This is a genomic window from Mycobacterium sp. IDUB_17, from assembly GCF_055419465.1.
Genome location: NZ_JBVAXS010000007.1, coordinates 288,776 through 314,120 on the forward strand (window position 1 = coordinate 288,776; position 25,345 = coordinate 314,120).

Annotated in this window: 28 protein-coding genes; 9 read left to right on the top strand and 19 right to left on the bottom strand. The window is 66.6% G+C overall.

All coding sequences use genetic code 11. From position 1 onward, the window contains the following. Nucleotides 1-18: 18 nt before the first annotated feature. The gene (locus tag ACZYZ7_RS27150; RefSeq protein WP_450069950.1) at nucleotides 19-975 is read right to left on the bottom strand and encodes a GlxA family transcriptional regulator; all 957 of its coding nucleotides are present in this window, start codon (nucleotides 973-975) and stop codon (nucleotides 19-21) included. Between the two features lie 39 nt (nucleotides 976-1,014). Between ACZYZ7_RS27150 and ACZYZ7_RS27155 the strand changes: the two genes are divergently transcribed. Then, complete coding sequence (locus tag ACZYZ7_RS27155; protein ID WP_450069951.1) at nucleotides 1,015-2,361, top strand: MFS transporter; 1,347 nt, start codon at nucleotides 1,015-1,017, stop codon at nucleotides 2,359-2,361. 156 nt (nucleotides 2,362-2,517) lie between these two features. Next, nucleotides 2,518-3,228 (top strand): fasciclin domain-containing protein, encoded by a 711-nt coding sequence (locus tag ACZYZ7_RS27160; RefSeq protein WP_135457462.1) that lies wholly within the window; start codon nucleotides 2,518-2,520, stop codon nucleotides 3,226-3,228. Nucleotides 3,229-3,320: 92 nt separating this feature from the next. On the opposite strand, the gene ACZYZ7_RS27165 is transcribed toward ACZYZ7_RS27160, so the two are convergent. From ACZYZ7_RS27165 to ACZYZ7_RS27180, 4 genes are all read right to left on the bottom strand, one after another. Then, entirely contained in the window at nucleotides 3,321-4,193 is an 873-nt protein-coding gene (locus tag ACZYZ7_RS27165) for a type IV toxin-antitoxin system AbiEi family antitoxin domain-containing protein (RefSeq protein ID WP_450069952.1), read from the bottom strand. Between the two features lie 145 nt (nucleotides 4,194-4,338). Then, nucleotides 4,339-5,481: an acyl-CoA dehydrogenase family protein gene (locus tag ACZYZ7_RS27170; protein WP_135457466.1), complete on the bottom strand. Its 1,143-nt coding sequence runs from the start codon at nucleotides 5,479-5,481 to the stop codon at nucleotides 4,339-4,341. Nucleotides 5,482-5,484: 3 nt separating this feature from the next. Continuing rightward, complete coding sequence (locus tag ACZYZ7_RS27175) at nucleotides 5,485-6,279, bottom strand: crotonase/enoyl-CoA hydratase family protein (protein ID WP_450069953.1); 795 nt, start codon at nucleotides 6,277-6,279, stop codon at nucleotides 5,485-5,487. After that, the gene (locus tag ACZYZ7_RS27180; RefSeq protein ID WP_135457470.1) at nucleotides 6,276-7,424 is read right to left on the bottom strand and encodes a thiolase family protein; all 1,149 of its coding nucleotides are present in this window, start codon (nucleotides 7,422-7,424) and stop codon (nucleotides 6,276-6,278) included. Before ACZYZ7_RS27180 ends, ACZYZ7_RS27175 begins: the two co-directional genes overlap by 4 nt. 202 nt (nucleotides 7,425-7,626) lie before the next feature. On the opposite strand from ACZYZ7_RS27180, the gene ACZYZ7_RS27185 reads away from it, so the two are divergent. Beyond that, nucleotides 7,627-8,418, top strand: coding sequence for a FadR/GntR family transcriptional regulator (locus tag ACZYZ7_RS27185; RefSeq protein ID WP_135457472.1), 792 nt, complete (start codon nucleotides 7,627-7,629; stop codon nucleotides 8,416-8,418). Between the two features lie 123 nt (nucleotides 8,419-8,541). Here the strand turns inward: ACZYZ7_RS27185 and ACZYZ7_RS27190 are convergent, their stop codons facing one another. The 4 genes from ACZYZ7_RS27190 to ACZYZ7_RS27205 form a co-directional block, all read right to left on the bottom strand. Next, the gene (locus ACZYZ7_RS27190; RefSeq protein WP_450070018.1) at nucleotides 8,542-8,940 is read right to left on the bottom strand and encodes a hypothetical protein; all 399 of its coding nucleotides are present in this window, start codon (nucleotides 8,938-8,940) and stop codon (nucleotides 8,542-8,544) included. Then, nucleotides 8,909-10,645, bottom strand: coding sequence for a DUF3556 domain-containing protein (locus ACZYZ7_RS27195; RefSeq protein ID WP_450070019.1), 1,737 nt, complete (start codon nucleotides 10,643-10,645; stop codon nucleotides 8,909-8,911). The genes ACZYZ7_RS27190 and ACZYZ7_RS27195 overlap by 32 nt, the downstream gene beginning before the upstream one ends. An 80-nt stretch (nucleotides 10,646-10,725) precedes the next feature. Beyond that, entirely contained in the window at nucleotides 10,726-11,238 is a 513-nt protein-coding gene (locus tag ACZYZ7_RS27200; protein ID WP_450070020.1) for a DoxX family protein, read from the bottom strand. 22 nt (nucleotides 11,239-11,260) lie between these two features. Further along, nucleotides 11,261-12,034, bottom strand: coding sequence for an SDR family NAD(P)-dependent oxidoreductase (locus ACZYZ7_RS27205; RefSeq protein WP_135457481.1), 774 nt, complete (start codon nucleotides 12,032-12,034; stop codon nucleotides 11,261-11,263). 24 nt (nucleotides 12,035-12,058) lie between these two features. Between ACZYZ7_RS27205 and ACZYZ7_RS27210 the strand changes: the two genes are divergently transcribed. Further along, on the top strand, nucleotides 12,059-12,661 hold the full coding sequence (locus ACZYZ7_RS27210; protein ID WP_450070021.1) for a TetR/AcrR family transcriptional regulator: 603 nt from the start codon (nucleotides 12,059-12,061) through the stop codon (nucleotides 12,659-12,661). 13 nt (nucleotides 12,662-12,674) lie between these two features. Here ACZYZ7_RS27210 and ACZYZ7_RS27215 read toward each other — a convergent pair whose 3' ends face one another. The 5 genes from ACZYZ7_RS27215 to ACZYZ7_RS27235 all read right to left on the bottom strand — a co-directional run bounded on the left by ACZYZ7_RS27215 (nucleotide 12,675) and on the right by ACZYZ7_RS27235 (nucleotide 17,012). Continuing rightward, entirely contained in the window at nucleotides 12,675-13,931 is a 1,257-nt protein-coding gene (locus ACZYZ7_RS27215; RefSeq protein ID WP_450070022.1) for a WS/DGAT domain-containing protein, read from the bottom strand. Further along, a complete protein-coding gene (locus ACZYZ7_RS27220; protein ID WP_450070023.1) occupies nucleotides 13,921-14,826 on the bottom strand; it encodes an alpha/beta fold hydrolase in 906 nt (301 codons plus the stop codon). Before ACZYZ7_RS27220 ends, ACZYZ7_RS27215 begins: the two co-directional genes overlap by 11 nt. Continuing rightward, nucleotides 14,823-15,626 carry a hypothetical protein gene (locus tag ACZYZ7_RS27225; protein WP_450070024.1) on the bottom strand — a complete coding sequence of 268 codons (804 nt, stop codon included), beginning with the start codon at nucleotides 15,624-15,626 and terminating at the stop codon, nucleotides 14,823-14,825. The genes ACZYZ7_RS27220 and ACZYZ7_RS27225 overlap by 4 nt, the downstream gene beginning before the upstream one ends. Next, complete coding sequence (locus ACZYZ7_RS27230; RefSeq protein ID WP_450070025.1) at nucleotides 15,623-16,249, bottom strand: Mce protein; 627 nt, start codon at nucleotides 16,247-16,249, stop codon at nucleotides 15,623-15,625. Before ACZYZ7_RS27230 ends, ACZYZ7_RS27225 begins: the two co-directional genes overlap by 4 nt. Nucleotides 16,250-16,376: 127 nt before the next feature. Then, entirely contained in the window at nucleotides 16,377-17,012 is a 636-nt protein-coding gene (locus ACZYZ7_RS27235; RefSeq protein WP_450070026.1) for a TetR/AcrR family transcriptional regulator, read from the bottom strand. 94 nt (nucleotides 17,013-17,106) lie between these two features. Between ACZYZ7_RS27235 and ACZYZ7_RS27240 the strand changes: the two genes are divergently transcribed. Both ACZYZ7_RS27240 and ACZYZ7_RS27245 read left to right on the top strand, forming a co-directional pair. Continuing rightward, complete coding sequence (locus ACZYZ7_RS27240; protein ID WP_463742209.1) at nucleotides 17,107-17,985, top strand: alpha/beta fold hydrolase; 879 nt, start codon at nucleotides 17,107-17,109, stop codon at nucleotides 17,983-17,985. Beyond that, nucleotides 17,982-20,915 (top strand): aminotransferase, encoded by a 2,934-nt coding sequence (locus ACZYZ7_RS27245; RefSeq protein WP_463742210.1) that lies wholly within the window; start codon nucleotides 17,982-17,984, stop codon nucleotides 20,913-20,915. The genes ACZYZ7_RS27240 and ACZYZ7_RS27245 overlap by 4 nt, the downstream gene beginning before the upstream one ends. Before the next feature lie 25 nt (nucleotides 20,916-20,940). Here ACZYZ7_RS27245 and ACZYZ7_RS27250 read toward each other — a convergent pair whose 3' ends face one another. After that, nucleotides 20,941-21,111, bottom strand: a complete 171-nt coding sequence (locus ACZYZ7_RS27250) for a hypothetical protein (RefSeq protein WP_450070028.1) — start codon at nucleotides 21,109-21,111, stop codon at nucleotides 20,941-20,943. A 41-nt stretch (nucleotides 21,112-21,152) separates the two neighbouring features. Here ACZYZ7_RS27250 and ACZYZ7_RS27255 point away from each other — a divergent pair, with 41 nt between their 5' ends. Together ACZYZ7_RS27255 and ACZYZ7_RS27260 are read left to right on the top strand one after the other, a co-directional pair. Beyond that, nucleotides 21,153-21,833: a guanylate cyclase gene (locus ACZYZ7_RS27255; protein ID WP_463742254.1), complete on the top strand. Its 681-nt coding sequence runs from the start codon at nucleotides 21,153-21,155 to the stop codon at nucleotides 21,831-21,833. A 200-nt stretch (nucleotides 21,834-22,033) separates the two neighbouring features. Then, on the top strand, nucleotides 22,034-22,444 hold the full coding sequence (locus ACZYZ7_RS27260; protein WP_463742211.1) for a hypothetical protein: 411 nt from the start codon (nucleotides 22,034-22,036) through the stop codon (nucleotides 22,442-22,444). A gap of 42 nt (nucleotides 22,445-22,486) precedes the next feature. Here the strand turns inward: ACZYZ7_RS27260 and ACZYZ7_RS27265 are convergent, their stop codons facing one another. The 3 genes from ACZYZ7_RS27265 to ACZYZ7_RS27275 are packed head-to-tail and all read right to left on the bottom strand — an operon-like array spanning nucleotide 22,487 to nucleotide 24,134. After that, a complete protein-coding gene (locus tag ACZYZ7_RS27265) occupies nucleotides 22,487-22,885 on the bottom strand; it encodes a hypothetical protein (RefSeq protein WP_463742212.1) in 399 nt (132 codons plus the stop codon). Nucleotides 22,886-22,926: 41 nt separating this feature from the next. Further along, nucleotides 22,927-23,673, bottom strand: coding sequence for a class I SAM-dependent methyltransferase (locus tag ACZYZ7_RS27270; RefSeq protein WP_463742213.1), 747 nt, complete (start codon nucleotides 23,671-23,673; stop codon nucleotides 22,927-22,929). 38 nt (nucleotides 23,674-23,711) lie between these two features. Beyond that, nucleotides 23,712-24,134: a hypothetical protein gene (locus ACZYZ7_RS27275; RefSeq protein ID WP_463742214.1), complete on the bottom strand. Its 423-nt coding sequence runs from the start codon at nucleotides 24,132-24,134 to the stop codon at nucleotides 23,712-23,714. Between the two features lie 148 nt (nucleotides 24,135-24,282). Between ACZYZ7_RS27275 and ACZYZ7_RS27280 the strand changes: the two genes are divergently transcribed. Beyond that, nucleotides 24,283-24,651 (top strand): VOC family protein, encoded by a 369-nt coding sequence (locus tag ACZYZ7_RS27280; RefSeq protein WP_463742215.1) that lies wholly within the window; start codon nucleotides 24,283-24,285, stop codon nucleotides 24,649-24,651. 43 nt (nucleotides 24,652-24,694) lie between these two features. Here the strand turns inward: ACZYZ7_RS27280 and ACZYZ7_RS27285 are convergent, their stop codons facing one another. Continuing rightward, complete coding sequence (locus ACZYZ7_RS27285; protein WP_463742216.1) at nucleotides 24,695-25,099, bottom strand: class III extradiol ring-cleavage dioxygenase family protein; 405 nt, start codon at nucleotides 25,097-25,099, stop codon at nucleotides 24,695-24,697. Nucleotides 25,100-25,345 lie beyond the last annotated feature (246 nt).

The following is a 25,345-nucleotide window of genomic DNA, read 5'->3' on the forward strand; positions in this document are numbered from 1 at the left end:
GACAGCCGACCGGCCGGGTCACGCGCCCTGGTACACCTTGCGGTAGCTCGACGGGGACATCCCGAGCCCGCGCCGCAGATGATGACGCAGGTTGCCCGCGGTGCCCAGACCCGAACGCCTGGCCACCTCGTCGACCGACAGGCCCCCTGATTCCAGCAGCTCGCGGGCCAGATCCAGCCTGCGGCTGCGGATCCAGGTACCCGGAGCCTGCCCGGTCTCCTCACGGAATCGACGGTTGAACGTGCGGGCACTCATGTGGGCATGGGCGGCCAGCCGCGTCACGGTGAGTTCCTCGTCGAGATGCCGCAGCGCCCAGTCTCGTGTGGCCGCGGTCGAGGCGTGATCGGTGACCGTGAATCCGTGGTCGATGAACTGCGCCTGCCCGCCCTCGCGCCACGGTGGCACCACGCAGTAGCGGGCCACCGCGTTCGCCACCTGGGCACCGTGGTCGGAGCGAATGATGTGCAGGCACAAGTCGATTCCGGCAGCCAGGCCGGCCGAGGTCAGCACGTCGCCGTCGTCGACGAACAGGATGTCCTCGTCGAGGTGAACCTCGGGGTGCAACCGGCGCATGTCCGCGGCGAAGCGCCAATGCGTGGTGGCCGGCCGGCCGTCCAGCAGGCCCGCCGCGGCCAGTACGAAAGCCCCGGTGCAGATCGACACCAGCCGGGCGCCGGGGCGGATCCGTGACAGCGCGGCCGCGACGTCGGCGCCCAGCACACCGTCGGCCCGCGCCGGGGCGTACCTGGTACCCGGGATCACCACCGTGTCGGCCGACTCCAGCGCCTCGGCTCCCGCGGCGGGAACCATCGCGAATCCGCTCGTCGACGGCACCGGGTCGGTGGTGAGCCCGCACGTCACGACGTCGTAGAGGGCATTCCCGTCGCCGTCGGAGGCGTTGGAGAACAACAGCGGCGCGATGGTGGCGTCGAAGCCGACCACCGGAGCCAGCAGCAGAACCGCAACACGGTGCACGACGCCAGTGTGGCACGTTTTTGATGATTGCTGTCGTTTATGCCACTGGTCCATCCGGCCGCCCTCGACCACAGTGGTCAGGTGACCTCGCCACCGAACCCGACGCGCATCCGCATCCACTGGGCCTGGGTGGTCGCCGCGGTGAGTTTCGTGGCGATCCTGGGCGCGGCCGGGTTCCGGTCCATTCCGGGCGTGATGATGAATCCGCTGCACCACGAGTTCGGCTGGTCACACGGCACGGTCGGGCTGGCGATGTCGGTCAACATGATGTTGTACGGACTCACCGCGCCGTTCGCCGCGGCGCTCATGGACCGCTTCGGGGTCCGGCCGGTGCTGACCGTGTCGCTGCTGCTGATCTCGACCGGATCGGCATGCAGCATCGCGATGACGGCCAGTTGGCAGCTGGTGCTGCTGTGGGGCGTGCTGGTCGGTATCGGCACCGGGTCGATCTCGATGGGATTCGTGGCGACCATCGCCACCCGTTGGTTCGAACAGCGCCGCGGACTGGTCACCGGTGTGCTCACCGCCGCCAGCGCCACCGGTCAACTGCTGTTCCTGCCGGTCGTCGCGGCCGTCACCACGCAACACGGCTGGCGCTGGGCATCGTTGATCGTCGCGGCGGCCTCGCTGGCCGTCGTGCCCCTCGTCGCGCTGTTCATGCGCAACCGCCCCGCCGATCTCGGCCTTGCGCCGTACGGGGCAACAGAACTCACCCCGCCCGCCCCGGCCCCGGCCCCGGCCGGAAGCTTCAAGGCGGCCTTCGACGGCCTGCGCATCGGCGCACGGACCCGCATGTTCTGGCTGCTGGCGGGGAGCTTCGCGATCTGCGGGATGACCACCAACGGTCTGATCGGGACGCATTTCATCCCGGCCGCCAACGACCACGGCATGCCCACGACAGTCGCCGCGGGGCTGCTCGCCACCATCGGCATCCTCGACGTCGCGGGCACGGTGTTCTCCGGCTGGCTCACCGACCGCGTGGACCCCCGGCTGCTGCTGCTCGTCTACTACGCGGGCCGCGGCCTGTCGCTGATGCTGTTGCCGTCACTGCTCTCCCCGCACGCCGAACCGAGCACCTGGGTGTTCGTCATCTTCTACGGCCTGGACTGGGTGGCGACCGTGCCGCCGACCATCGTGCTGTGCCGCGACTACTTCGGGGATCGTTCGCCAGTGGTGTTCGGCTGGGTGTTCGCCTCCCACCAGGTCGGTGCGGCCATCGCCGCCGCTGGCGCCGGGTGGCTGCGGGATCTCAACGGCAATTACGACCTGGCCTTCCAGCTGGCCGCCGGGCTGTGTTTCGTCGCCGCACTGTTATGCCTCAGTATCCGAAAAACCCAGGTCACAAGCTCCGAGCCGGATCGAGTGGACACTTCGGCTTTGCCGTAACCGCTTCGTTACGCATACCATCCGATGCGGCGCCGCGGGGAACGCTGAGGTTGTTGTGTACGCGGTTGCTCGCCATCGTCGCGCCGAGAGCCGTGTAACGCGTCACCGGCAGCCGACGACTACAGGCTAGGCATGAGCGGGAGGAAAGACCCACCGATGAAGACTCGCACCAAGACTCTGGGCGTTGCTGCGGCAGTCGCCGCGATCACGGCGTCGCTGCCGTTGGCAGTTACCGCCTACGCCGACCCGGCGCCGACGACGACCACGGCCCCAGTCGTGGAGATCCCCGACCCGCAGGGCTCCGGCTGCGACAACTTCAAGAAGGCCATGCCGGACTGGAAGAGCCTCGCGGATCTGCCGGCAGGCAAGGTTCTGGCCAGCATCCCGGACATCAGCACCTTCAACGCCGCGCTGTCGGGCGGGCTGAACCCGAGCGTCAACATCGTGCCGGTGCTCGACAACGGCCCGTACGTGATCTTCGCGCCGACCAATGACGCCTTCGCCGCCCTGGAGCCGGGCAAGCTCGACGCGCTCAAGGCCGATCCGGCCGCGCTCACGAGCCTGGACTACTACCACGCGTTCCTCGGTCTGCTCGGCCCCGATGACGTCAAGGGCCAGCGGCCCACCCAGCAGGGCGCCGAGGTCAAGGTGACCGGCAAGGGCGGCGACATCAAGGTCAACGACACCGCCAAGCTGGTCTGCGGTCCGATCCAGGCGCAGAACGCCCGGATCTACCTGATCGATACCGTGCTCGATCCCAACGCCCCGCCGGAGGCCCTGGTGCCGACGGTCACCGGCACCGCCGCCACGACCACCACCAAGGCACCGGAGTCGGCGACCCCGGCTGCCGACGCGCCGATCGGCTGATCTTTTTCTCTGCGCGCGGACTCTCCGCGAGCAGACACAAAACTGCCCCTTTTCGCGTGAAAAGGGGCAGTTTTGTGTCTGCTCGCCGGACATCAGGCGGCACGTTCAAGGTGACTCCCGATTCGGGCGCACAGTTCAGCGGGATACCGTCGGACATCATCAACCACGGCCGGCACGCTGATCCAGCCGATCTCCTGCAAGCGGGCAGATTTCATCCGGTCATGCTTGACCGCAACAGGATTCGCGTGCCAATCCATGCTGTCGTATTCGGCCGCCACCCGGCACTCAGGCCAGGCGAAATCCACGCGCCACAGTTGTCCGTGTCGGTCCACGATCTCGTACTGCAGTTCTGGCGTGGGTAAGCCCCAATCGATGAAGACCAACCTCATCTCAGATTCCATCGGCGATTCGGCCCTGCCGTCAGCGTGAGGCAACAGTTCACGCACCTTCACCACGCCGCGGCGGCCCCGCTGTCCCTTGAGCGCTTCCTCGAGTTCGACTGCAGCGCAGGTGCCGCTGCGCAGCGCGGCGTCAAGCGTGGCCAACGCGCGTGGACGCCGCAACGTTCGCGCCAACTCGATGGCAGTCCAAGCCGGCGCGGTTAGCAACCGACCATCGACTTTCTTGAGCGGAGCGCCAATTCGTTGATGCACCATGATGTCTGGCGATGACCTCATGCGTACCCCCGGGTCGAGAACGTGGGTCCGAACCGTGTTCTCGGTGTCAAAGCCGTAGAACTGAGCGGCCGTTCCCAGACAGCCCACAATCGGGGTCTCCGACATCAGGTCAAGTCCACAGAGCCGACGAAATGTATCTGGCGGGCCCAATGAATAGACGCCGTGCCACAACCGGACGATCTCACCGTCGCGAACCCGCCGTGCGAGTGTCCGGTACGTCATGGCGGCCAACAGTTGGTTCGTGGTCGCGACGCCGTGGTTGAGAGCGAACACTTCGTCGAGCGTCATGCCGGTGATTGTTTGCGGACAATTCCGCAGCCGCCACCAACTGGCAGCCAGCCCTGTGGATAACCCCGCGAGCAGACGCAAAACTGCCCCTTTTCGCGTGAAAAGGGGCAGTTTTGTGTCTGCTCGCGGGAAGGCGGTCGTGAAGTTAGACGCCCAGCTCGCGGCCGATGATCTCCTTCATGATCTCGGTGGTGCCACCGAAGATCGTCTGGATCCGTCCGTCCACGTAGGCGCGGGCAACCCGGTACTCCATCATGTAGCCGTAACCGCCGTGCAGCTGCACACACTGGTCGACGACCTTCTTGGCGACCTCGGTGGCCCACCACTTGGCCTTGGCCGCCTCGACCGCGGTCAGCTCACCGTCGACCACACCCTGCAGGCAGCGGTCGAGGTAGTTCTCGGTGACCTCCAGCTCGGTCTCCATCTCGGCGAGCAGGAACCGGTTGTGCTGGAAGCTGCCGATCGGCTGGCCGAAGGCCTTGCGGTCCTTGGCGTACTGCAGCGTCTCCTGGAAGACCGCACGGGCACCGTAGATCGCCGAGATGGCGATACCGAGCCGCTCCGAGGGCAGGTTGGTCATCAGGTGGTAGAAACCGCGACCTTCCTTGCCCAGCAGGTTGGCGTTCGGTACCCGCACGTTCTCGAAGTGCAGCTCTGAGGTGTCCTGACTGTGCAGGCCCATCTTGTCGAGCTTGCGGCCGCGGGTGAAGCCCTCCATGCCCCGCTCCACCACGAACAGTGTGAAGCCCTTGTGACCGGCCTCGGGGTCGGTGCGGGCGACCACGACACACAGGTCGCAGTTGATGCCCGACGAGATGAACGTCTTGGAGCCGTTGATGATCCAGTCATCCCCGTCGCGCACCGCCGAGGTCCGGATGCCCGCCAGGTCGCTGCCGGCGCCCGGCTCGGTCATCGCGATCGCGATGATCAGCTCGCCGGTGGTGATGCCGGGCATCCAGCGCTGCTTCTGCTCGTCGTTGGCCAGCTCCTTGAAGTACGGGCCGACGACGTCGTTGTGCAGGCTCAGCGCCGGGCCGTGCACGCCGGCCTTGGCGATCTCCTCATCGATGATGGCGTTGAACCGGAAGTCATCCGAGCCGCCGCCGCCGAACTCCTCCGGCATGTTGAAGCCGATGAGGCCGTACTTGCCGGCAGCGGTGTAGGCCGACCGGTCGACGATGCGCTCGGTCTCCCACTTCTCGGCATTCGGCACGAGCTCGCGCTCGATGTACTCCTTGACCGTCTCGCGGAAGGCCTCGTGTTCTGCAGTAAAGATCTGTCGCTTCATGGCTTACTTTGCCTTCCAAACCGGTTCGCGCTTCTGGGCGAAGGCCAGCGGCCCTTCCTTGGCGTCCTCGGTCCGCAGCAGGGTGCTGAACTCGCGGTTGGTGCGCTTCCAGCCGTCCTTGTCGCCGGTGATGACGCCCTCGTCGACCCCGTAGGCGACGCGCTTGCTGGCCTGCACGGCCAACGGCGCGTTGCCCGTGATCCGTTCGGCCAGCTTGAGCGCGGCGTCGACGACGGTGCCGTCGGGCACGACCTGGTTGATCAGGCCCCAACGCAGTGCGTCGGCGGACGACATCGGCTCACCGGTGAACAGCAACTCGTTGGCCACCTTGCGGGGCAGCTGCTCGGCGATGCGGAAGACGCCGCCGGCACCGGCGATCAGACCCCGCTTCACCTCGGGCAGACCGAATTTGGCGTTTTCCTCGGCGACGATCAGATCACTGGCCAGGGCGAGTTCGGTGCCGCCGCCCAGGGCGGTGCCGTTGACCGCGGCGATCGTCGGCTTATCGATGAAATGGCTGACATAGCCGGCGAATCCGTATTCCGGATGCTCGGGGTGAAAGAGGTTCTCGCCCCGCGAGATCGCCTTCAGGTCGGCGCCTGCGCAGAACGACTTGTCGCCCGATCCGGTGATCACGACAGCGCGGATCTCCGGATCGTTCTGGGCCTGCTCAAGCGCATCGCCGACGGCGACGCTGACCGAGCCGTTGATCGCGTTGCGCGCCTCGGGCCGGTTGATGGTGATGAGCAGGACGTTGCCGCGCTTCTCTACGAGGGCGCCAGGCTGGGTGTCGGTCACAGGAGCTCCAGGATGGTTGCGTTGGCCTGGCCGCCACCTTCACACATGGTCTGCAGGCCGTACTGAATGTTGTTGTCCCGCATGTGGTACAGCAGGGTGGTCAGGATACGGGCACCGGAGCCGCCGAGCGGGTGACCCAGAGCGATGGCACCGCCGTTGGGGTTGAGCCGGCTCTCGTCGGCGCCGATGTCCTTGAGCCAGGCCATCGGAACCGGGGCGAACGCCTCGTTGACCTCGAACGCGCCGATCTGGTCGACCGTCAGGCCGGACTTGGCCAGCGCCTTCTGGGTGGCCGGGATCGGTGCGGTCAGCATGATGACCGGGTCGGCACCGGCGAGCACCGCGGTGTGCACCTTGGCAAGCGGCTTGAGCCCCAGGTCTTTTGCCTTCTCCGCCGACATGACCAGCAGTGCTGCCGAGCCGTCGGAGATCTGGCTGGAGTTACCGGCGTGGATCACACCGTCCTCCTTGAAGGCCGGCTTGATGGCGGCCATGGACTCGACCGTGCCACCGCGACGGATGCCGCCGTCTTCCAGAACGACGTTGCCATCCTGGTCCTTGATCCCGACGATCTGGTCCTTGAACGCACCGGCATCCTGTGCGGCAGCGGCCTTCTCGTGCGACCGCAGGGAGAACTCGTCGAGCTGGGTGCGCGACAGGCCCCACTGCTCGGCGATCATCTCGGCACCGACACCCTGGTTGGGGGTCTTGTTGTCGTAGCGCTCCCGGAACGCCTCCGGGTAGGGGTGTCCGCCGCTGGCCAGCGAGGATCCCATCGGGGTGCGCGACATCGACTCGACACCACCGGCGACGACGACGTCGTAGTGCCCGGCGATCACACCGGCGACCGCGAAGTGCAGGGACTGCTGACTGGAACCGCACTGACGGTCGACCGTGACACCGGGAACGGTCTCGGGCCACCCGGCGGTCAGCAGTGCGGTGCGGGCGATGTCGAGCGCCTGCTCACCGGCCTGCATGACGCAGCCCCAGATGACGTCGTCGACGAGGGCGGGGTCGATCCCGGCGCGCTGCACGAGGCCGTTGAGCACCTGCGCCGACAGCTCCGCCGGATGCACACCAGAGAGGGCGCCGTTGCGCTTCCCGACAGGTGACCGGACAGCCTCGACGATGACGGCTTCAGCCATGACTTCTCCTTTGAAGAGTGGGTGGCGCGACCCCAGTGGAGCTCAACGGGGCGCTCGAGGTGAAAATAGACCAGTAGGTTTACTAGGTCAACCTACTGGTTGGTAGGGCTCGATGTTCCGATCCTGCGGTGAACAGATGGTTTACTGAGTTGTACAGCTGGCCATCCGGCCAGCACGAAGTTGTCTTAACTGGGAGTGTCTGGTGGCTCGAACCACACCGCTGGCGCCGATGATCGGCCCTGACGCGATAGCACCGCAGGCACCGGTCCGTTCCCCGAAGACCGCCGAGCTCGTCGCAGGCACATTACGGCGCATGGTCGTCGACGGCCAGCTGAAAGAGGGCGACTTCCTGCCCAACGAAGCCGAGCTCATGGAGCATTTCGGGGTCAGCAGGCCGACGCTGCGCGAGGCCGTGCGGGTGCTGGAGTCCGAGCGTCTGGTCGAGGTGCGGCGCGGTTCCCGTACCGGTGCCCGGGTCCGGGTGCCCGGTCCCGAGATTGTCGCCCGCCCGGCGGGGCTGCTGCTCGAACTATCGGGTGCCGACATCGCCGATCTCCTGGTGGGGCGTGCGGCGATCGAGCCGATGGCCGCACGCCTGCTCGCCGAGAAGGGCGATGAGGCGGCGTTCGCCGAACTGGAACAGATGCTCGACGAGCACATCCCGAAGGACCACCAGTCAGATCAACTGGCCGAGACCACCGGCGACTTTCACCGCCGGGTCGTGGAGCTGTCCGGCAACGCCACCTTGAGCATCATCGCCGGCATGCTGCACGAGATCACCGTGCGCCACCACGCCTTCCTGTTCAAGGAGCGTCGACCGGTGTCGAAGAGCGACTACGACAAGCTGATGCGGTCCTACCGCAAGCTGATCCAGCTCATCCGCTCCGGCGACGGGGATGCCGCCGAGGCGCACTGGCGCAGGCACCTGGACACCGCACGGATCCTGATGCTGAAAGACATCGAGAGCGTCAAGGTCCGCGACGTCATGCGCTGAGCCCTGGCCGCTCATCGAGCCTGCGTCCAGCCCATCGAGCCTGCGTCCAGATCGCGTTTCGCGGCAATATTGCGATCTGAGCGCAGTGTCGAGGATCTGTGCGCAGTTTCGAGGACGACTGAACTAGTCCGGCCAGACCGCCAGCCGCGCCCCGGTATCCCGCCAGCCGTCAGCGGTCTTCCATCGCATCGGCAACAGCCGATAGCGCCAGCTGCCGGCCGGACCGTCCGGACCCACGTGGTCCACCGTGATCGAAATGAGGTCCGCGTCAAGCTGTTTGGCGTGTGTCTCCAGGTAGATGCCGGCCTCGTCGTCGAGCTCCGACATCAACTCGCCGAACAGCAACCGCGGACCCGGCGCGCGATGCAGCAGCACACACTGCGCCCGCTGCGGGCAATGGCCGGCCCGGACGGTGGCGTGACACTGCGTGTCCACGCTGCCCAGGTCACTCATCAACCGCCCGGACTCATCGACCCATACCGTGACCGGCTCAGGTGGTGGTGGCGTCATCTCGCCGGACATGGACCGGGAGCTCGTCGTCCCAGGGCTGGCGCGTCACCATGTCGGCAACGTCGACGTAGCCCCGCTCGAATTCCCCGGTGGCCGCATCGACGAGCCGGTACTGCTGGGTCTGACGCTGGATCGGCTGAGCGTCGAGCATGACGATCCGCACCTCCCCCGGCTCGAAATGGCACCGCTTCTGCAGGGCGGCCACGAGCTGCTCGTTGCTCATGTGTCCGTCACCGAAGTTCCAGCCGATCGCCGTGGAGACGATCCGCTCCCCGTCGGTCAACACGTAGTCGTCCTCGTTCTCACCCGCCATCGCCCGGTGCGCCAAGGTAAACAGGGCCCGGCCATGAGAGTTGAAGCCGCGGAAGGCGTATCCCATGTACAGATACATCTGGGCGACTTCCGGGCTGCCGTAGTACCGCTCCATCTGGGCGGCCGGCATGCTGGCGATCGCGACGATGTCCTTCTCGATCTTCTCCGCCGCCGAGGGTTTGACGCACCACAGCGAGGTGTCCCAGTTGCCCGCGTAATAGCGCATACCCGGCAGGAACGAGATCTTGCGCGGGAACAGGTTTCCCAGCACCACAGTGCCCGCGACCACCGCGAACAACACGATCGGCCACGGGCTGGTGAGATCCCCCAGCCCGATCCCGGCGTGCCCGACGAACAGTGCCAGCACCGAGAACATCATGAAGACGTTCCACTCCAGCGGCACGCCCATCGGAATGGAGCTCAGGATTCCGAAGTGGAACACCAACATGACAAAGGCGGCAATCGCCGTCGGCCAACCGCCATGCGAGAAGAACAGCACCAACGGAACCAAACCCTCGATGGCAGTGGAGAAGTGCGCCACGAAGCGTGACGGCCGCCCCGGCCGGAGATCATCGGGGAAGTGTTCGAAGAACCTCCGCTTGATCCAGCGCGGCCGGAACACCGGGTTGTTGCTCATCATCGTCGAGATGACGAACGGGAAGTGTTTGGTGAGTTTGGAGGCCGCCGCACCGATCCAGATCGTCAGGCAGATCAGCTTGGCCGCGATGACGATGTCGGCGCCGCTGAACAGAAAACACACGGCCAACGAGCCGTATACCTCGCCGCGGGCGGCCAGGAAGATCACCTTGTCTCGCAGACCGGCCACGGCCAGCAGGCCGACGATTGCCGCGGTCTGCCACACCGGCAGCACGCCGATCTCACTGCCGAGTGCCGGGATGGGGCCGGTGCCCTGCGAGGCCAACGCCACCACCAGCATCACCAACAGCGCCCCGTACAGCACCACGTCGACGACGGTGCGGTCATCACCCTTGGTCAGCGGCACCCGATTCGGCCACGGTGGCAGCCGAATCGTCCTGGGCCGCAACCAGTACAGGACCGATCCCATGGGCGGGAAGAACCGGTTGTTGAGCGGGCCGAAGCCGCAGCCGAGGCCGATGACCTCGAACAGCATCGTGTAGAACACAACCTTCTGGTAGACGATCGGCTCGGCGTACCAGGAGGCGACGTTGGTGAACCCGTCGACCCCGGTGGTCGTCAGCGCGATCAGCCAGGCACCAAGGATGTAGGCCAGGATCTTCACGACATAGAAGAGGTGCAGTGCGACCGGCGTCCCGAACCCCACCTCGGCCCAGTGCCGCGCCATCGGCTGGATCTTCTCCGCACGAGTGCCCTTGCTCCACTGCTCGAAGTCGATCTCGGGAGATTCCTGTTTGAGAAAACCCATGCCGGTCAGATTAGAACGTGTTCTAGTCCGGTGGTAGTCGTTCTGACCGGCCAGTGGGCGTCATTGTCGGCGCGCACGAACTAGGACTTCACCGGCGGGCGGAAGAAGATCACCAACTGGCCGATTCCACCGGCCAGGCCGAGCACGACCGCGATCGCCATTCCGCACCAGCCGTTCAGCAGGTGGTAGAAGCTGCAGTTGGAGAACAGCAGGTAATCAAGGCTGTAGTGACCAGCCCCGGTACCGGCGATCGCCACCGCGGCCACCGCCAGGATCAGGTTGTACTCCCAGCCCTCCTTGACGATGAAGAACCCGTTGTGCCGGTGCACGGTCCAGGCCGCCACCAGCATCAGCGCCACGAACCCGGCCGCGGGCACCGGGGTCAGCAGGCCGAGGGCCAAGCCGAGACCGGCCGCGATCTCGGTGCTGGCCGCGACCCTGGCGTGAAACAGGCCCGGCTTCATGCCGATGCTGTCGAACCATCCCGCGGTGCCGGGGATCCGCCCACCGCCGAAGAACTTGTTGTAGCCATGTGCGGCCATGGTCAGGCCAAGAACCACACGCAGAATCAGGATCGCAGCATCAGCAGCCATGTAACAGAATCTAGGGCATCTGTTAAGCCGCCGCCCAGCCCCCATCCACACTGAGGATCACCCCGTGGATGTTCCCGGCGTCGTCACCGGCCAGGAAAGCCACCGCTGCGGCGACCTCCTCGGGGGTGCTCATGCGCCGGGACGGGATGCGGGCCAGCACCGGTCCGATCTCATCGGCCACGTCGGCGGCCCGTTCCGTGGCGATCGGCCCGGGGGCCACGGCGTTCACCCGCACCCCGCGCGGTCCGTATTCCACGGCCCATGACTTGGTCAGCGAGTGCACGGCGGCCTTGGTCGACGAATACAGCGCGGAGCGGTCGCCCCCGATCAGGCCGGTGATCGACCCGACGTTGACCACCGCGCCGTGGCCACGCTCAGCCATGGCGGGCGCCAGCGCACCGGTCAGCAGGAAGGGGGCGATGACGTTCGTCTGGTACGACTCCAGCAGTGCCTGCTCGGAAACCTCGCCGGTGGGTTCCGGCATCCCCCACACCCCGGCGTTGTTGACCAGGATGTCGATCTGGCCGCCGGCGGCCTCGGTGGCCTGCCGCGCGAGGCGCCGCACCTCGCCCGCCCCGGCCCCGAGGTCGGCGGCGACGAAGTCGGCCTGCCCTCCGGCGGTGCGGATCTCGGCGACGACGGAGTCGCCGCGTTCCTTGTTGCGGCCGCTGACGATGACGAAGGCGCCCCGATCGGCGAGGGCCTTGGCAATGGCGACGCCGAGGCCTCCGGTGGATCCCGTGACAAGTGCTGTGCGACCCGCCAGAGCGGTGCCGTGGGTAGTGTTTGGACTCATGAGTCCAGGTATAGGCAGATGAAAATGGACCTGCAAGTCCAAAAACTGACCGCCAAGGGCGAGGCCACCCGGCACCGCATCATCGAGGGCGCCGCCGAAGTGATCCGCAGCAACGGTGTCGCCGCCACCACGCTCGACGACATCCGCGCCCACACCCAGACCTCGAAGAGCCAGCTGTTCCACTACTTCCCCGACGGCAAGGACCAGCTGTTGCTCGCCGTGGCCGAACGCGAAGCCCAGATGGTGCTGGCGGATCAGCAGCCCTACCTCGGCGAGCTGACCTCGTGGGCGGCCTGGCAACGCTGGCGCGACGCCGTGGTCGAGCGCTATCGCCGCCAGGGCCAGAGCTGCCCGCTGAGCTTGCTGATGTCAGAGATCGGCCGCACCACTCCCGGCGCCCAGGCGGTCACCAAAGCCCTACTGCGGCAATGGCATGACGAGATCTCGGCGGGGATCCGGCACATGCAGTCGCAGGAGAAGATTGCCGCCGATCTGGACGCCGACCGGGTGGGCGCCGCACTGCTGGCCGGGATCCAGGGTGGGGTCAGCGTGATGCTAGCCTCTGGCGACCTGAGTTACCTGGAGTCCGCGCTTGATGTCGGCATCGCAATGCTGCGCCGCGGTTAGACCGGCAGGCCCTTCACAACGCCGCCTCAAGCCGGTCGATATAGGCGTCGATATCCCCGATCGCCGACTCCGCGGCGAACACACTGATCGCGATGGTGTCCCCCACGCCCGTCACGCAGTGGGTGAGCCCCACCATCGGGGACAAGCCCGGAAACGCCGCCGCCAGCCGCACCGGCATACCGCCGAGGCCGAAGTCCGCAGCACCGCAATTCACGCTGGACACCACGGTGTTCCCGGTGACCGTCGCCGACCGCGCATCGGGATTGAACTGACCGATCCCCCACCGCAGCAGCGGGGCCGGCGTGGCGGCGAACGCACGTTCCGAGGCCCGCATCGCCGGGTGTGCGGCGCGTTCCCGGCGCGCCGCCAGTTCAGCGGCGATCGCGTCGCGGCGCTGCGCCACCGGCAGCGAGGGATGCAGGCCCACGCCGACCGTGCCGAAATGGTTGTACGCCTGCCGCGGACCGGATTTCGCCATGGTCACCTCGGCGCCCAGGGTGGCCGGATCCGTCCCCAGCTCACGGAGCTGACCGGCCAGGGCTTCGGAGATCCCGGCCAGTGCACACACCGTCACGGTGGCGCCCGACAGCTGCGCTCGATCCCGGACGAGCGTCCGCATGCTGCGTACGCCCGAGGGACGGTCGTTGGTCCTGATCGGCGGACGTGACGTGGCGGCCGGCGGCACCCGCCCGGCCTCGGTGTCGGCTACCAACTGCCGGTGGGCCCGGGCCGCTTCGATGCTGCGCCACGGCAACATCGCCGGGTGGCCGTACACCGGCGCCACCGGCGCCACCGTTCCCGGGCGGCCGAACATGACCGCCGCCGGGCCGCAGGTGCGCCCGCCGCCGCCGAGGGCATGGGTGATCTGCAGGACCGCCACGGTGCCGGCGCCGGCGACACCGGGCATCCCCTCGACTCCGGGGAACACGTGTAGCCGCCACGGCAGCACCCGCGCATCGAGTTGATCGTCCACCAGTCCGCTCACGGCGGCCAGGCAGCCCAGCCACGTCGAATCGTCGAGATGATGTACCACGAACCGGGATTCGTCGACACGGGACGGCACCCAGGCCGGGTAGTGCAGCCGAGAGGTGTCGTCGATGCGTTGCGACAGATCCGGGCTGATGCGGGCATTGGCCGCCAACTCGCCGAGTGCCGCCTGCAGGTCGGCGGGCACACCGTCGAATCCGTAGAGCAGAAAGGTGTCGTTGGGCATCCTGGACGACATCCAGAACATCTGCGCATCGACCGCAGTGAGTCGGTTAGCCGGCACGTCCGACGAAGTCCAGGATGCGGGCGGCTGTGATGTCGGGCTGGTCGAGTTGCAGGAAGTGACCGCCGGATTCGACGACGTGGGCATCGCTGCCCGCCGGCAGCACCTCGCGCACCCATCGGATGTAATCCGGTGCGGCACAACCATCGTCAGTGCCATGGAGGTACAGCGACGGCAACACCGGCGGCAGCAGCCAGTGCTTGTGCGGCTCGGCGTACTGTGCAGGCGGTTTGCTCATGCGGATCGTGGCCCGGTAGTAGCCCAGCGCGGCGCGCCACCGGTCCGGTGCACCGATCGCGGCGTCGACATGACGCAGGTCCTCGGCCGCGTCGTATCCCGGCGACCACGTCTTCCACAGCCGGGGCACCACCCAGGATGCCGAACGCTGAGGAAGCCAAGGTAATTGGAAGTACATCATGTACCAGCTGCGCAGCGCCTGACGCGGCAACTGGGCCAACAGCTTTCCGGCATCGGGCACCCGACCCAACGGCTGAAACGACGCCAACGGCGGCACCGACATGATCACGGCCTTCGTGAACGGGTTGTCCGGCAGCGCAGCCACACCCGATGCCGCCATGGCCCCCCAGTCATGGCCGATGATGACATCGCGTCCGGTCGGCCCGACCGCCTGCAGCAGGCGCAGCGCGTCGTCCATCAGCGCCCCGACGTGATAGCTCCCGTCGGCAGGAACCGACGAGGGCAGGTAACCGCGCATGAACGGCGCAACCACTTTCCAGCCGGCCTCAGCCAGAACCGGCGCCACCTTGCGCCAGCCGTAGGCCGTGTCGGGAAAGCCGTGTAGACACAACGCAACCGGGCCATCATCAGGCCCCCACGCCAGCGCCCGCAGGTGCACCGCGGGGGTGGCGACATCGATCCAGCGCGGCTCGGTCACAGCGGCACCGGTTCGTACTCGGACATGAGCCAGCGGTCATCGACTTTGACCATGGTGGCCCGGGCAACCGACGGGGTCTTCTGCGGCATGTGGTTTCCGACCTGGACGCTCTGGTTGACGAACAACACCAGTTCGGCGCGATCCGGCTTGGCACTCACCACCCCCGCGCGCAACACCTCTGCTACGGCCGCAATCTGCTGAGCATGCGCCGCCGGGATGACCTCACCGATCATCGCGCTATAGGTGCCGAGGAATTCCCCGGTCATCCGGTCGCGGGCCGCCGTGAGCTGCTGCTCGGCTGTCTCAGTCTCATACGACAGCATCTCGGCGGTGATCTCTTTGGCCGCCTGAACCGATTCGTTTCGGGCCGTGTCGCTTTCAGCCTGCGACACGGTCAGCCACCGCAACACCGCGCAGGTCAATGCCAACACCAGCGCGACGGTCGCCAGCACCACCGGCAAGCCGACCCGCGAGCGGGCGCGCGACGGCGTGGCTTCGGCGGGCTCGTCAGTGGGCTCGTCAACGGGCTCATCGGCGGGCTCGTCAATAGGCTCGTCCTCAGCCTCGCCCTCAACGTCGTCGGACTCGGCGGTGTCGGTCGCCGCGGCGTCGTCCGTGTCGGCGTCGACCGTTTCCTGGACTACCGCCTCGGCCTCAGCCGCCTCCACCGCTTCGGCTGGTTCCGCAGCGCTCGTGCCTTCGACGGTCTCCGGCCCGGGGCTTGCCTGTTCGACAGTCTCCACTGGATCCGCGGCGGCCTTACGGCGCCCGGCCGGCGGCATCTTGTGCCGGCCGCTCACTGGATGAACTCCACGTTCGAAACCTTCGCTTTGCCTTCAATGTCCTGCACCGTCAGCACCATTCGCCACACCTGGGGCTTCTGTTCCGGCACGCCCGCATTCGTCGACCGAACGGTCACCGACACGAGGACATCCGCCTTGTCGTTCGAGTAGGACTCCAGCCCCGATGAGGTCACCGTGCCCACCGACTTCGACTTGATCTGCTTGACCACGTCGAGGAACGACTTCGAACGCCGCTCGAAGTCGTCGTAGAACTTCCCGGTCGAGATGTCCAGGACTCGCTGGATGTTGTCTTCGGCGTGCTCCCAGTCGATGGTGGTGAGGTTCGTCGCGCCCTCCCGCGCGGTGTCCACGAACATCGCGCGTCGCTGCTGTTCGTGATGGGCCTGGTAGAAGCCATAGCCCAGCCAACCGGCCAGCGCCACGAGCCCGACGACGAGCACCCCTCCGATAACCCCCGCGAAAGGAAAGTGCAGCCGCTTCGGGGCCGCGTCGTCGGCTGCCACCGCAGGTTCTGTGCACTCAGCCTCAGGTTCGACGACCTCGGCTTCGGGGGCGGACTGGCTCGACTCGTCGGCCTCGGTCAGCTCGACCGGCTCGGCGTCGGCGCTGTCGTCTGCCATACATCTGCTCCTCGGTGGCACTGCGTGGTGCGTGCAAAGGCACGCGTGCGGTCCAAAGTACGTGGCACCGGTCACACCGTCAGCAGCGGTACCGACAGTCCCGGGAAGACCTGCGGGCGCGTTCGCGCTACGCGCCGCCGGACTCTGCGCATGGGATCTGGGCCCCCACCGCGCGCAGCGCAAAGTCCACGACCTCGCCCTGCGCGACCTCGCACTCGCCGTCGGAGCACAGTCGCGACATCGCGTGGCTGACCACCGCGCCGATGGCAATCGCGTCCTGCTCCGGTTTGGCCAACGGGAACGATCCGTCGTCCAGGCCCCGGCGCAGGATCGCCGCCAGCGACCGCTCACGGTCGTCGTGCCACTGCTCGCGGGCCGCGCGATAGCCCTTGGCTGCGCGGACCTCGTCCGAATCGAGCACGGTCATGTGCATGTTCAGCCGCGCGTCCTGCAGCAGACCGAAAATCTGACCGAGCCAGACTCGCAGTTGATCGCTGGGAGGTCCGTCGAAATGCTCGGCGATCCAGTCCAGCCGGCGGGCCAGCGAGTCACCCTCGCCCCGCATCATGGCCAGGAACAGCGCGTCCTTGGATTCGAAGTGCCGATAGAACGCGCGGGTCGACAATCCCGCCCTGGCCAGCACGGCAGCCACCGGCACCGCACCGGTGTGGGGCTCGGACAGGCAGCTGAAGGCGGCTTCGATGACCGCGTCGCGCTCGCTGACGTCGCCCACCACCTCATTCGCCTCGATACCTGGCTGCACGATTGACGATTCTAGGAACGGCACGCTTGTCCGGGTCGCAGATGCGGCGAAAACCCACGTGGGTAACGTGACCTCCCGGGGCCTGGCGAGAGGAATGTCCGTGAGCACCGGGAAAACCGAGCACAGCGATTCACGCACCGTCACGTTCCGGGGAGTCGACGACCTGAACCTGGTCGGCGACGAATGGAACCGGGACGCCGCGTCCACCGCTGACCGTCCCACGGTCCTGCTGCTGCACGGCGGCGGGCAGAACCGGTACTCCTGGAAGAACACGGGGCAGATCCTGGCCGATCGCGGGCTGCACGTGATCGCACTCGACGCACGTGGTCACGGCGACAGCGACCGCTCACCCAGCGCGAACTATTCGGTGGAAGCGCTCTCCGCCGACGTGCAGCATGTGCTGTACCAGATCGGGCGCCCGGTGGTGCTGATCGGAGCCAGCATGGGTGGGCTGACCAGCATCCTGGCCGCGCACGAGGCCGGCCCGGAGCTGGTGACCAAGCTGGTCCTGGTCGACGTGGTGCCGCGGTTCGAGAAAAGCGGCAGCGCCCGCATCCGCGATTTCATGTTCACCAACGTGAACGGCTTCGATTCGCTGGACGAGGCCGCCGACGCCGTCGCGGCCTACCTGCCCTACCGCGCCAAGCCGCGCAGCCCCGAGGGGCTGAAGAAGAACCTGCGACTGCGCGACGGGCGCTGGTACTGGCACTGGGATCCGGCCTTCCTCACCAAACCCGAAGACGACCCGTTCATGCGGGTGGAGAAGCTCGAACAGGCAGCGATCAACCTGAGCATCCCGATCCTGCTGATCCGGGGCAAGCTGTCCGATGTGGTCAGCCCCCAAGGTGTGCAGGACTTCCTGGACAAGGTGCCCGCCGCGGAGTTCGTCGAGTTGTCCGATGCGGGGCACACCGCCGCCGGAGACGACAACGACGCGTTCTCCGAGGTGGTCGTGGAGTTCGTCGGACGGTGAACGCCGAACGTGACACCATCGGCTTCAACTTTCTGCGCGAACCTGAGCTGCCCGCCCCTCAGGTCACCGACCAGCAGGCCCGCGACATCCTGGCCGCCCACTTCGGGCTGCACGCGAATGTGAAATCGCTGGGCAGCCAACAGGACAAGAACTTCCTGGTCGACGCCGGCGCGACGATTGCCGGCGTACTGAAGATCGCCAACCCGGCGTTCAACGAGATCGAGCTGACTGCTCAGGAGCTGGCCGCGGACCTGATCGCAACGGCGGAGCCGGATCTGCGGGTGGCCCAGTCGTTGCCCAACCGGCACGACGAGAAGCTCACCGCGGTAACCGGTCTGGGCTCGAACGGCACCACCTATGTCCGGCTGCTGCGGCACCTGTCCGGCGGGACGCTCATCGAGTCCGGGTATCTGCCGCCGGCCACGGTCGCTGAGCTCGGCGCACTGGCCGGGCGGGTGAGCCGGGCATTGGCCGAATTCCGCCATCCCGGTCTGGACCGCGCGTTGCAGTGGGACCTGCGCTTCGGGGCCGAAGTGGTGCGCGGGCTGGTCTCCCATGTCGACGATGGCGCCGCACGCTCCCGGCTGCAGGCCGCGGCCGATGACGCGTGGGCACACATCGAGCCGCTGGCCGACGCCCTGCCCCGCCAGGCCGTGCACATGGACCTCACCGACGCCAACGTGGTGGTGTCCCACGGCATCGGCGGTGTGGTGCACCCCGACGGGATCATCGACCTCGGCGATCTGTCCGACAGCTGGGCAGTCAGTGAACTGGCCATCACCCTGTCCTCGGTACTGCAGCACCCGGGCAGCGATCCGACGTCCGTGCTACCCGGGATCCGGGCTTTCCACGCCATCCGGCCGCTGAGCGTTGCCGAGGCAGAAGCGTTGTGGCCGTTGCTGGTTCTGCGCACCGCGGTACTGATCGTCAGCGGGGCACACCAGGCCGGCTTCGATCCGGACAACGACTACCTCACCGAGCAGTCCGACGGCGAGTGGCAGATGTTCGAGCGCGCCACCTCGGTGCCGATCGACGTGATGACCGCGTTGATCAAGGCTGACCTGGGCCAGTCGTCTCCGCCCGCGCCGGTGCGGGTCACCCGCCCGATGATGGCCACACCGCAATCGGTGACGACACTGGATCTGTCCGCGACCGCCGACGATCTGGACGATGCGTTCACGCCCGGCGGCTGGCTGAGGCCCGGCGTCGAGGACGAATTGGCCAGGGCCGCAATCGATGACGGCGCCCGTTTGGTCGTGACGAAGTTCGGCCAACCACGGATCTCACGGGCCCCGGCGTTGAGCCAGGAGGAGCCCGCGGTGGTGCCGACCGGGCTCAGCATCTGGCCGGCGGAGCGGTTGGAGTTGGCCGCACCGTTCGACGGTGAGGTCATCGACCGTTCGTGGGATTCGGTGACGCTCCGGGGCGCTGAGTACGAGCTGACGCTCACCGGCATCAGTTCCGCTTCTGGCGCAGGCGATGCTCTGGGCATGGCCGAGCCGGGCCGGTGGACGCACGTGGCGCTGCGGCCGATCGGGGCGCCCCGCGCCCCTGAACTGACCACGCCCGGCCTGGCGCCGGGATGGCTGGCGTGCGTGCGTGATCCGCGGCCGCTGCTGGGGCTGGCGCCCCTCGATACCGAGCCGGCCGACGTCGACCTGATGGCCAGGCGGGACCGGGCGTTTGCGCCTGTGCAGGAGCATTACTACCGTCGACCGCCGCGCATCGAACGAGGGTGGCGGCACTTCCTGATGTCCACCAGTGGGCGTTGCTATCTGGACATGGTCAACAACGTCACGGTGTTGGGCCACGCGCATCCGCGGGTCGCGGCGGCCGCAGCCCGCCAGTTACGCAAGCTGAACACCAACTCGCGGTTCAACTACGCCTCCGTCGTCGAGTTCAGTGAACGCCTTGCCGGGCTGCTACCCGAGCCTCTGGACACGGTGTTTCTGGTCAACTCCGGGTCCGAGGCCAGTGATCTGGCGTTGCGGCTGGCGACCGCGGCGGCCGGCCGCCCCGATGTCGTGGCGATGCGCGAGGCGTATCACGGCTGGACGTACGGCACCGATGCCGTGTCGACCTCCACCGCCGACAACCCCAATGCGCTTACCACCCGGCCGGATTGGGTGCACACCGTCGAATCGCCCAACAGCTTCCGCGGCAAGTACCGCGGCAGCGAGGTGGGCCGCTACGCCGTCGACGCGGTGGCCCAGATCGAGGGTTTGATCGCGGACGGGCGTGCCCCCGCGGCATTCATCTGTGAGACGGTCTACGGCAATGCCGGTGGCATGGCCCTGCCCGACGGATATCTGCAGCAGGTCTATGCGACGGTCCGCGGAGCGGGCGGCTACGCCGTCGCCGACGAGGTACAGGTGGGATACGGCCGTCTGGGTGAATGGTTTTGGGGCTTCCAGCAGCAGGGCATCGTCCCGGACATCGTGTCGATGGCGAAGTCGGTCGGCAACGGTTACCCGCTGGGTGCCGTGGTCACCAGCCGCGAGATCGCCGAGGCGTTCCGCAGCCAGGGCTACTTCTTCTCCTCCACCGGCGGCAGCCCGTTGTCGTGTGCGATCGGGATGACCGTGCTCGACGTGCTGAATGACGAAGGGCTGCAAGCCAACGCGGCCCGCGTGGGGGCGCATCTCAAGTCACGGCTGGAAGAGCTGGCCACCCGGCATCCGCTCATCGGCACCGTCCACGGCGTCGGCCTGTATCTGGGTGTCGAGATGATCCGTGACCCCCAGACCCTGGAGCCGGCCACCGAGGAAACGGCGCTGATCTGTGATCGGATGCTCGAGCTCGGGGTGATCATCCAGCCGACCGGCGACCACCAGAACATCCTGAAAACCAAGCCGCCGTTGTGCATTGACATCGACGCTGCCGATTTCTACGCCGACGCGCTGGACCGGGTGCTGACCGAAGGCTGGTGAGCGAGACCCGGCCCGACAGGGCGGCTTAGCGCGCCTGCTCAGCCTGTTCGGCCTCGGCCAACCGCTGGTGGAGCCGCTCCCGGATGTCCTGCGGGGTATATGCGTTACGGCGGCGTTGGTCCCGAGCCACCATGACGCCACCCGCGACGACGCCGGCGACACCGGCAAGTCCTACCCACTTCCAGATGCTGCGCATGCTCCAAGTGTGCCTAAGCTTCGCTTGTGAAAGCGAACACCGTGTCGTTGACCAAGGCGCTGGAGGAGACCCGTACCGGGGACATCTGGCTGTTTCGCGGTGGCTCCGGGCCGGACCGGGCGATCCAGACCCTCACCAACAGCCCGGTCAACCACGTCGGGATGACCGTCGCGATCGACGACCTCCCACCGCTGATCTGGCATGCCGAGCTCGGCGACAAACTGCTCGACATGTGGACGGGTACCAACCACCGCGGGGTGCAACTCAACGATGCCCGCCAGGTCGTCGAACGCTGGGCGAACAGCTACGGGCAACGCTGCTGGTTGCGGCAGCTCACCCCGTTCGCAACTCGCGAGCAGGAGGACCAGCTCCTCAAGGTGATCGCCCGGATGAACGGCACCGCCTTTCCCACCACCGCACGACTGACCGGACGCTGGCTGCGCGGACGGATGCCGATCGTCAGCGATTTCACCCGCGGAATTCCCTTTGTGCACAAGAAGGTTCGCGAGTCCGCCGAACGCAAGAAGGCGCGTAGCCGTCAGGTGGGACTGGAGACCGCCTACTGCGCCGAGACAGTGGCCATCACTTTTGAGGAGATGGGTCTGCTGACCACCGAGAAGCACTACAACTGGTTCGATCCCGGCTCGTTCTGGAGCGGTGACGAGTTTCCGCTGACCGACGGCTACCGGTTGGGTGATGAGATCTCGGTGACCCTCGACTAGGGAGTGCGGGTCCGTCGGTTGGCAATGTCTTTTGCCGCACTGACCAGGACAGAGACAGCAGTCCTTGCGCCGCGGGTTGCGGTCAGCATGTGACTGCAATCCGCGGCTTAGCGGAGTGAAACGACCGAACTCCGGCCCACGGCCGCATGATCGCTGCACAATTAGCTGGAGACATGGCGCCTCGTGGGAGGGGAGCAACCATGGATCCGGTTACCCGATTGGCGGTCGTCATCGCAGCGTCCGGCAGCCTGGCCCAGACCTGGTTGGGGCTGGGCGTCAGCCAAGCGGACCCGGCCTTCGGGCCGAGTTATCAGGGCGGGAACTGCCCGGGCGGGCTCACCTGCACCGATTGGTGTCCGGGTGATCCTCCGATACCGGGAAGCCAGGTCATCACCTGGGATGCCGCCATCTGCCACGATTGGTACTGGAACTCAGAGGGTGTCGTGGACATCGCCTCCAACACGATCTACCCGTGGAACGGCGTCCCGCATGAGGCTCCGCCGCCACCGGTTCTGGGCCCGCCGCCACCGCCCGCTCCCCCGCAGCCGCTGCCGGCGGATTGCCCGCCGTGGTCCCCGATCCTGGCCCCATCGCGCTGTGGTGGGCTTTAGCGCCGACTGTTCGACTAGGCGCAGACCAACCTCGGCGCCTGATCAGGCAGAGCCGTCCAGGGCGTGCTTCACCAGCTCGACGTCCGGTGTTGGAATGTGAACGTCGAATGCCCCGGTGGCGCAGGCGAGATCGAACGCGGTGAATTTCGGTCCAATGGCCTTCTCGCCTGATTCCGTCAGTGTCAGCGGCGGGTTGAAAGTGACGGCATTCTTGTCCCGGCCGCGCCAGATCACGGGTTCACCGCGGGTGAGTGAGAGGGTTCCCAGCTTGGCCCGGGATGCCGCCCCCTGGGGGCGGAGGAAACAGCTGACCTGCAACGTCACACCCGACTCAAAGTCGGAGAGATCGGCGGCAGGGTCCGGCCGCTTGCCGGCGAACCAGATCTTCAAGACATCGGTGAAGGTCTGCGTACCGGCCGCCCGACGAGTATTCGATGCCACGAGCGCGGAGTCTAACGAGGTTGGCACTTCACCGCCTGTTGTCACACCGTCCCGCGGGCGGCCCACGCGGTGGCGGCAACGGTGAAGGGTCCGCTGCCAAGATGTTCGCGAGCCACTGATTCGAGACGTGCACGACCGGCGTCGTCGAGGCCCTGGACATAGTCACCGGCGGGACCGACACCGAATGTGTACGGCTCCCACCACTCCTCGAAGGTCGGATGCACAACGTCGACCGCGAGGGGATGCTCTTCCACATCATGTAGGCCGGCCGCTTCGAATATCTCGGTCAGGTGCCCCCGATGCGCCCCGGCGAGTAACGCTTCATCCTCAGCGTCCGGGTCGATCAGGTGAACGGCCTCCCAGAACGGCGCGAGCGCGCCGGTCGGCCCGTCCCACACGCACGCTGCGATGACACCGTCACGCCGGGTCACACGGGCCATCTGCCCGATACCGACCACCGGATCCTTCATGAAGTGCACCACCAATTGGGCGAGAGCAGCATCGAAAACGGCTGTGTCATACGGCAATTCCTCGGCGGCGCCCCGCCGCGCGTCGACGTCGGGGAAGCGTGTGCGGATCGCGTCGATGAACGGCGGTGACGGATCGATCGCTGTCACCTGGGCTCCCACCGACAGCAACTGGGCGGTCAATGCACCGGGGCCGCACCCGACGTCGAGCACCTTGTCACCGGCGCCGACCTGGGAGAACGACACGAAAGCCTGCGCCAGGGGCTCGGCGTAGCGGCCCATGAAGCGTGCGTAAGCATCCGGCGGGACAACAAACCCCACGAGAAAATGCTACGTCGCAGGCTCTCTCAGGTCTGCGTTCACACCAGATCCTCGAAGCTGTCCTCGCCGGGCCGCCACACCATCCACTCACCGTCGGCAAATCCCGTGAGCATCGCAATCTCGACGTAGACCTCATCCAACTCCGGATGGATCACGACTGTGCCCGTGTCGAGTTCGATGCGAATTCCGATACCTGTCTGCTCAGTAGTCGACGTCACGGTGCCCGGAGTCAACTTACGCAGACTGTCTGCGTACCCGAGGTCGGACTCACGCCAGTCCCGACCGGAGCTTTCGACCACCGGCCAGACGTAGCAGGCGAGGACGGCCGGTTCTCCCCCACCGGCCGCCCCGTCGAACTTCAGGTGCGCGTAGTCGTTGAGCACGATCTCGACCGAATACAGTCGCGCACCGACGAGCCGGGAAAGCAGTTCGTTCGGGATGTACATCGCTGCGAACCTCACGACTCGACCGACACATTCAAAGCACAACTCCACCACATTTCATCGCCGATCGCCGTCAGCCATCTCTGCCAATCGAACCGCGGGATCCCCTCCACTCCGGTGCGGTGGAAGGATCTGCTGGAGTGTCGTCAAGCCCGGGGGAGAAACGATGGCAAACCGCTGGTCTGGAGTGACGATCGATTGCGCCGATCCCATTCGGATGTCGGCCTTCTGGGCCGCGCTGCTGGATATTCCACCGTCGAGCGAGCATGGGGAGGATCCGAACTGGGCGACTGTCGGCTCACGCTCGGGACGGTTTCCCCGACTTACCTTCCAGCGCGTGCCCGAACCGAAGGTCACAAAGGTGCGCATTCACCTGGACGTGCAAGTAGACGACATCGCGGTGGGTCTCGATCAGGTCAAAGCTCTCGGCGGCCAGTGGTCTGGCATCCGTCACGACTACGACGAGGGTGTCGTTCTGGTCATGCTCGATCCCGAAGGCCACGAGTTCTGCCTGGTCCAGTACTTCGAAGTGTGAGGGGACAGAACGTCATCAGGCATTGAGGCCGAACTCCACCGAATTACGTCAGCGATCCACGTTGACGCCGAGTCCAACTCGCCACGAAGTACCCACGGTCTCTCGCTCCCCCGCCCGCATGCAATTCGCCCTCGAATTCGTGCCCCGCGGCGGCTCCCACCAACACCCGCCACGGCGCCCGGCCGGTCATGGCGAGGCTGTTCTCACCGAGTCGACCCAGGGCGTCGCAATCGCCTTGTTCCAACGCCCGCATGACCGCCTTGTCGTACACGTGCGCCTCTTTGGCGTGATGCGCCCGGTCCGACGCCGTCATGCACGTCGATCCCTCGCCGATGACGATCATCGCCACCCGCTCGGCACGTCCGGCCAAATCTCGGCCCAGCTCAGCGCAGTCCTCAACCGAGGCATCGAAATCGATCGATTCGAATGCGCAGTGCGAAACGATCATTCCTTTGTCACCCGGCCTTGACGACCCCAGAAGCCAGTAGCCGACGGAGAGCGTCAACGGCAGCGGCTGTGGGTCTTCTGCGTCCTGCCCCCATCCGGACCTCCAGCGAACGCCACTCGCAAACAGGCTGGGATACGCCCCCGCCGGGTCGAAACTCCGTGTCGAGTCGTCACCGCCGACGACCGCAACCAGTTGAGGAGCATCCGGAGACGGTTCATGCCCGCCTCCCACGACCGGAATCTGTAG

Excerpts from the sequence above, each read along its gene's own strand:
- ACZYZ7_RS27155 (WP_450069951.1), top strand. The coding sequence starts at position 1,015 with ATGCCACTGGTCCATCCGGCCGCCCTCGACCACAGTGGTCAGGTGACC.
- ACZYZ7_RS27160 (WP_135457462.1), top strand. The coding sequence starts at position 2,518 with ATGAAGACTCGCACCAAGACTCTGGGCGTTGCTGCGGCAGTCGCCGCG.
- ACZYZ7_RS27165 (WP_450069952.1), bottom strand. The coding sequence starts at position 4,193 with ATGACGCTCGACGAAGTGTTCGCTCTCAACCACGGCGTCGCGACCACG.
- ACZYZ7_RS27170 (WP_135457466.1), bottom strand. The coding sequence starts at position 5,481 with ATGAAGCGACAGATCTTTACTGCAGAACACGAGGCCTTCCGCGAGACG.
- ACZYZ7_RS27180 (WP_135457470.1), bottom strand. The coding sequence starts at position 7,424 with ATGGCTGAAGCCGTCATCGTCGAGGCTGTCCGGTCACCTGTCGGGAAG.
- ACZYZ7_RS27190 (WP_450070018.1), bottom strand. The coding sequence starts at position 8,940 with ATGTCCGGCGAGATGACGCCACCACCACCTGAGCCGGTCACGGTATGG.
- ACZYZ7_RS27195 (WP_450070019.1), bottom strand. The coding sequence starts at position 10,645 with ATGGGTTTTCTCAAACAGGAATCTCCCGAGATCGACTTCGAGCAGTGG.
- ACZYZ7_RS27200 (WP_450070020.1), bottom strand. The coding sequence starts at position 11,238 with ATGGCTGCTGATGCTGCGATCCTGATTCTGCGTGTGGTTCTTGGCCTG.
- ACZYZ7_RS27205 (WP_135457481.1), bottom strand. The coding sequence starts at position 12,034 with ATGAGTCCAAACACTACCCACGGCACCGCTCTGGCGGGTCGCACAGCA.
- ACZYZ7_RS27210 (WP_450070021.1), top strand. The coding sequence starts at position 12,059 with ATGGACCTGCAAGTCCAAAAACTGACCGCCAAGGGCGAGGCCACCCGG.
- ACZYZ7_RS27230 (WP_450070025.1), bottom strand. The coding sequence starts at position 16,249 with ATGGCAGACGACAGCGCCGACGCCGAGCCGGTCGAGCTGACCGAGGCC.
- ACZYZ7_RS27240 (WP_463742209.1), top strand. The coding sequence starts at position 17,107 with ATGTCCGTGAGCACCGGGAAAACCGAGCACAGCGATTCACGCACCGTC.
- ACZYZ7_RS27250 (WP_450070028.1), bottom strand. The coding sequence starts at position 21,111 with ATGCGCAGCATCTGGAAGTGGGTAGGACTTGCCGGTGTCGCCGGCGTC.
- ACZYZ7_RS27260 (WP_463742211.1), top strand. The coding sequence starts at position 22,034 with ATGGATCCGGTTACCCGATTGGCGGTCGTCATCGCAGCGTCCGGCAGC.
- ACZYZ7_RS27280 (WP_463742215.1), top strand. The coding sequence starts at position 24,283 with ATGGCAAACCGCTGGTCTGGAGTGACGATCGATTGCGCCGATCCCATT.
- ACZYZ7_RS27285 (WP_463742216.1), bottom strand. The coding sequence starts at position 25,099 with ATGATCGTTTCGCACTGCGCATTCGAATCGATCGATTTCGATGCCTCG.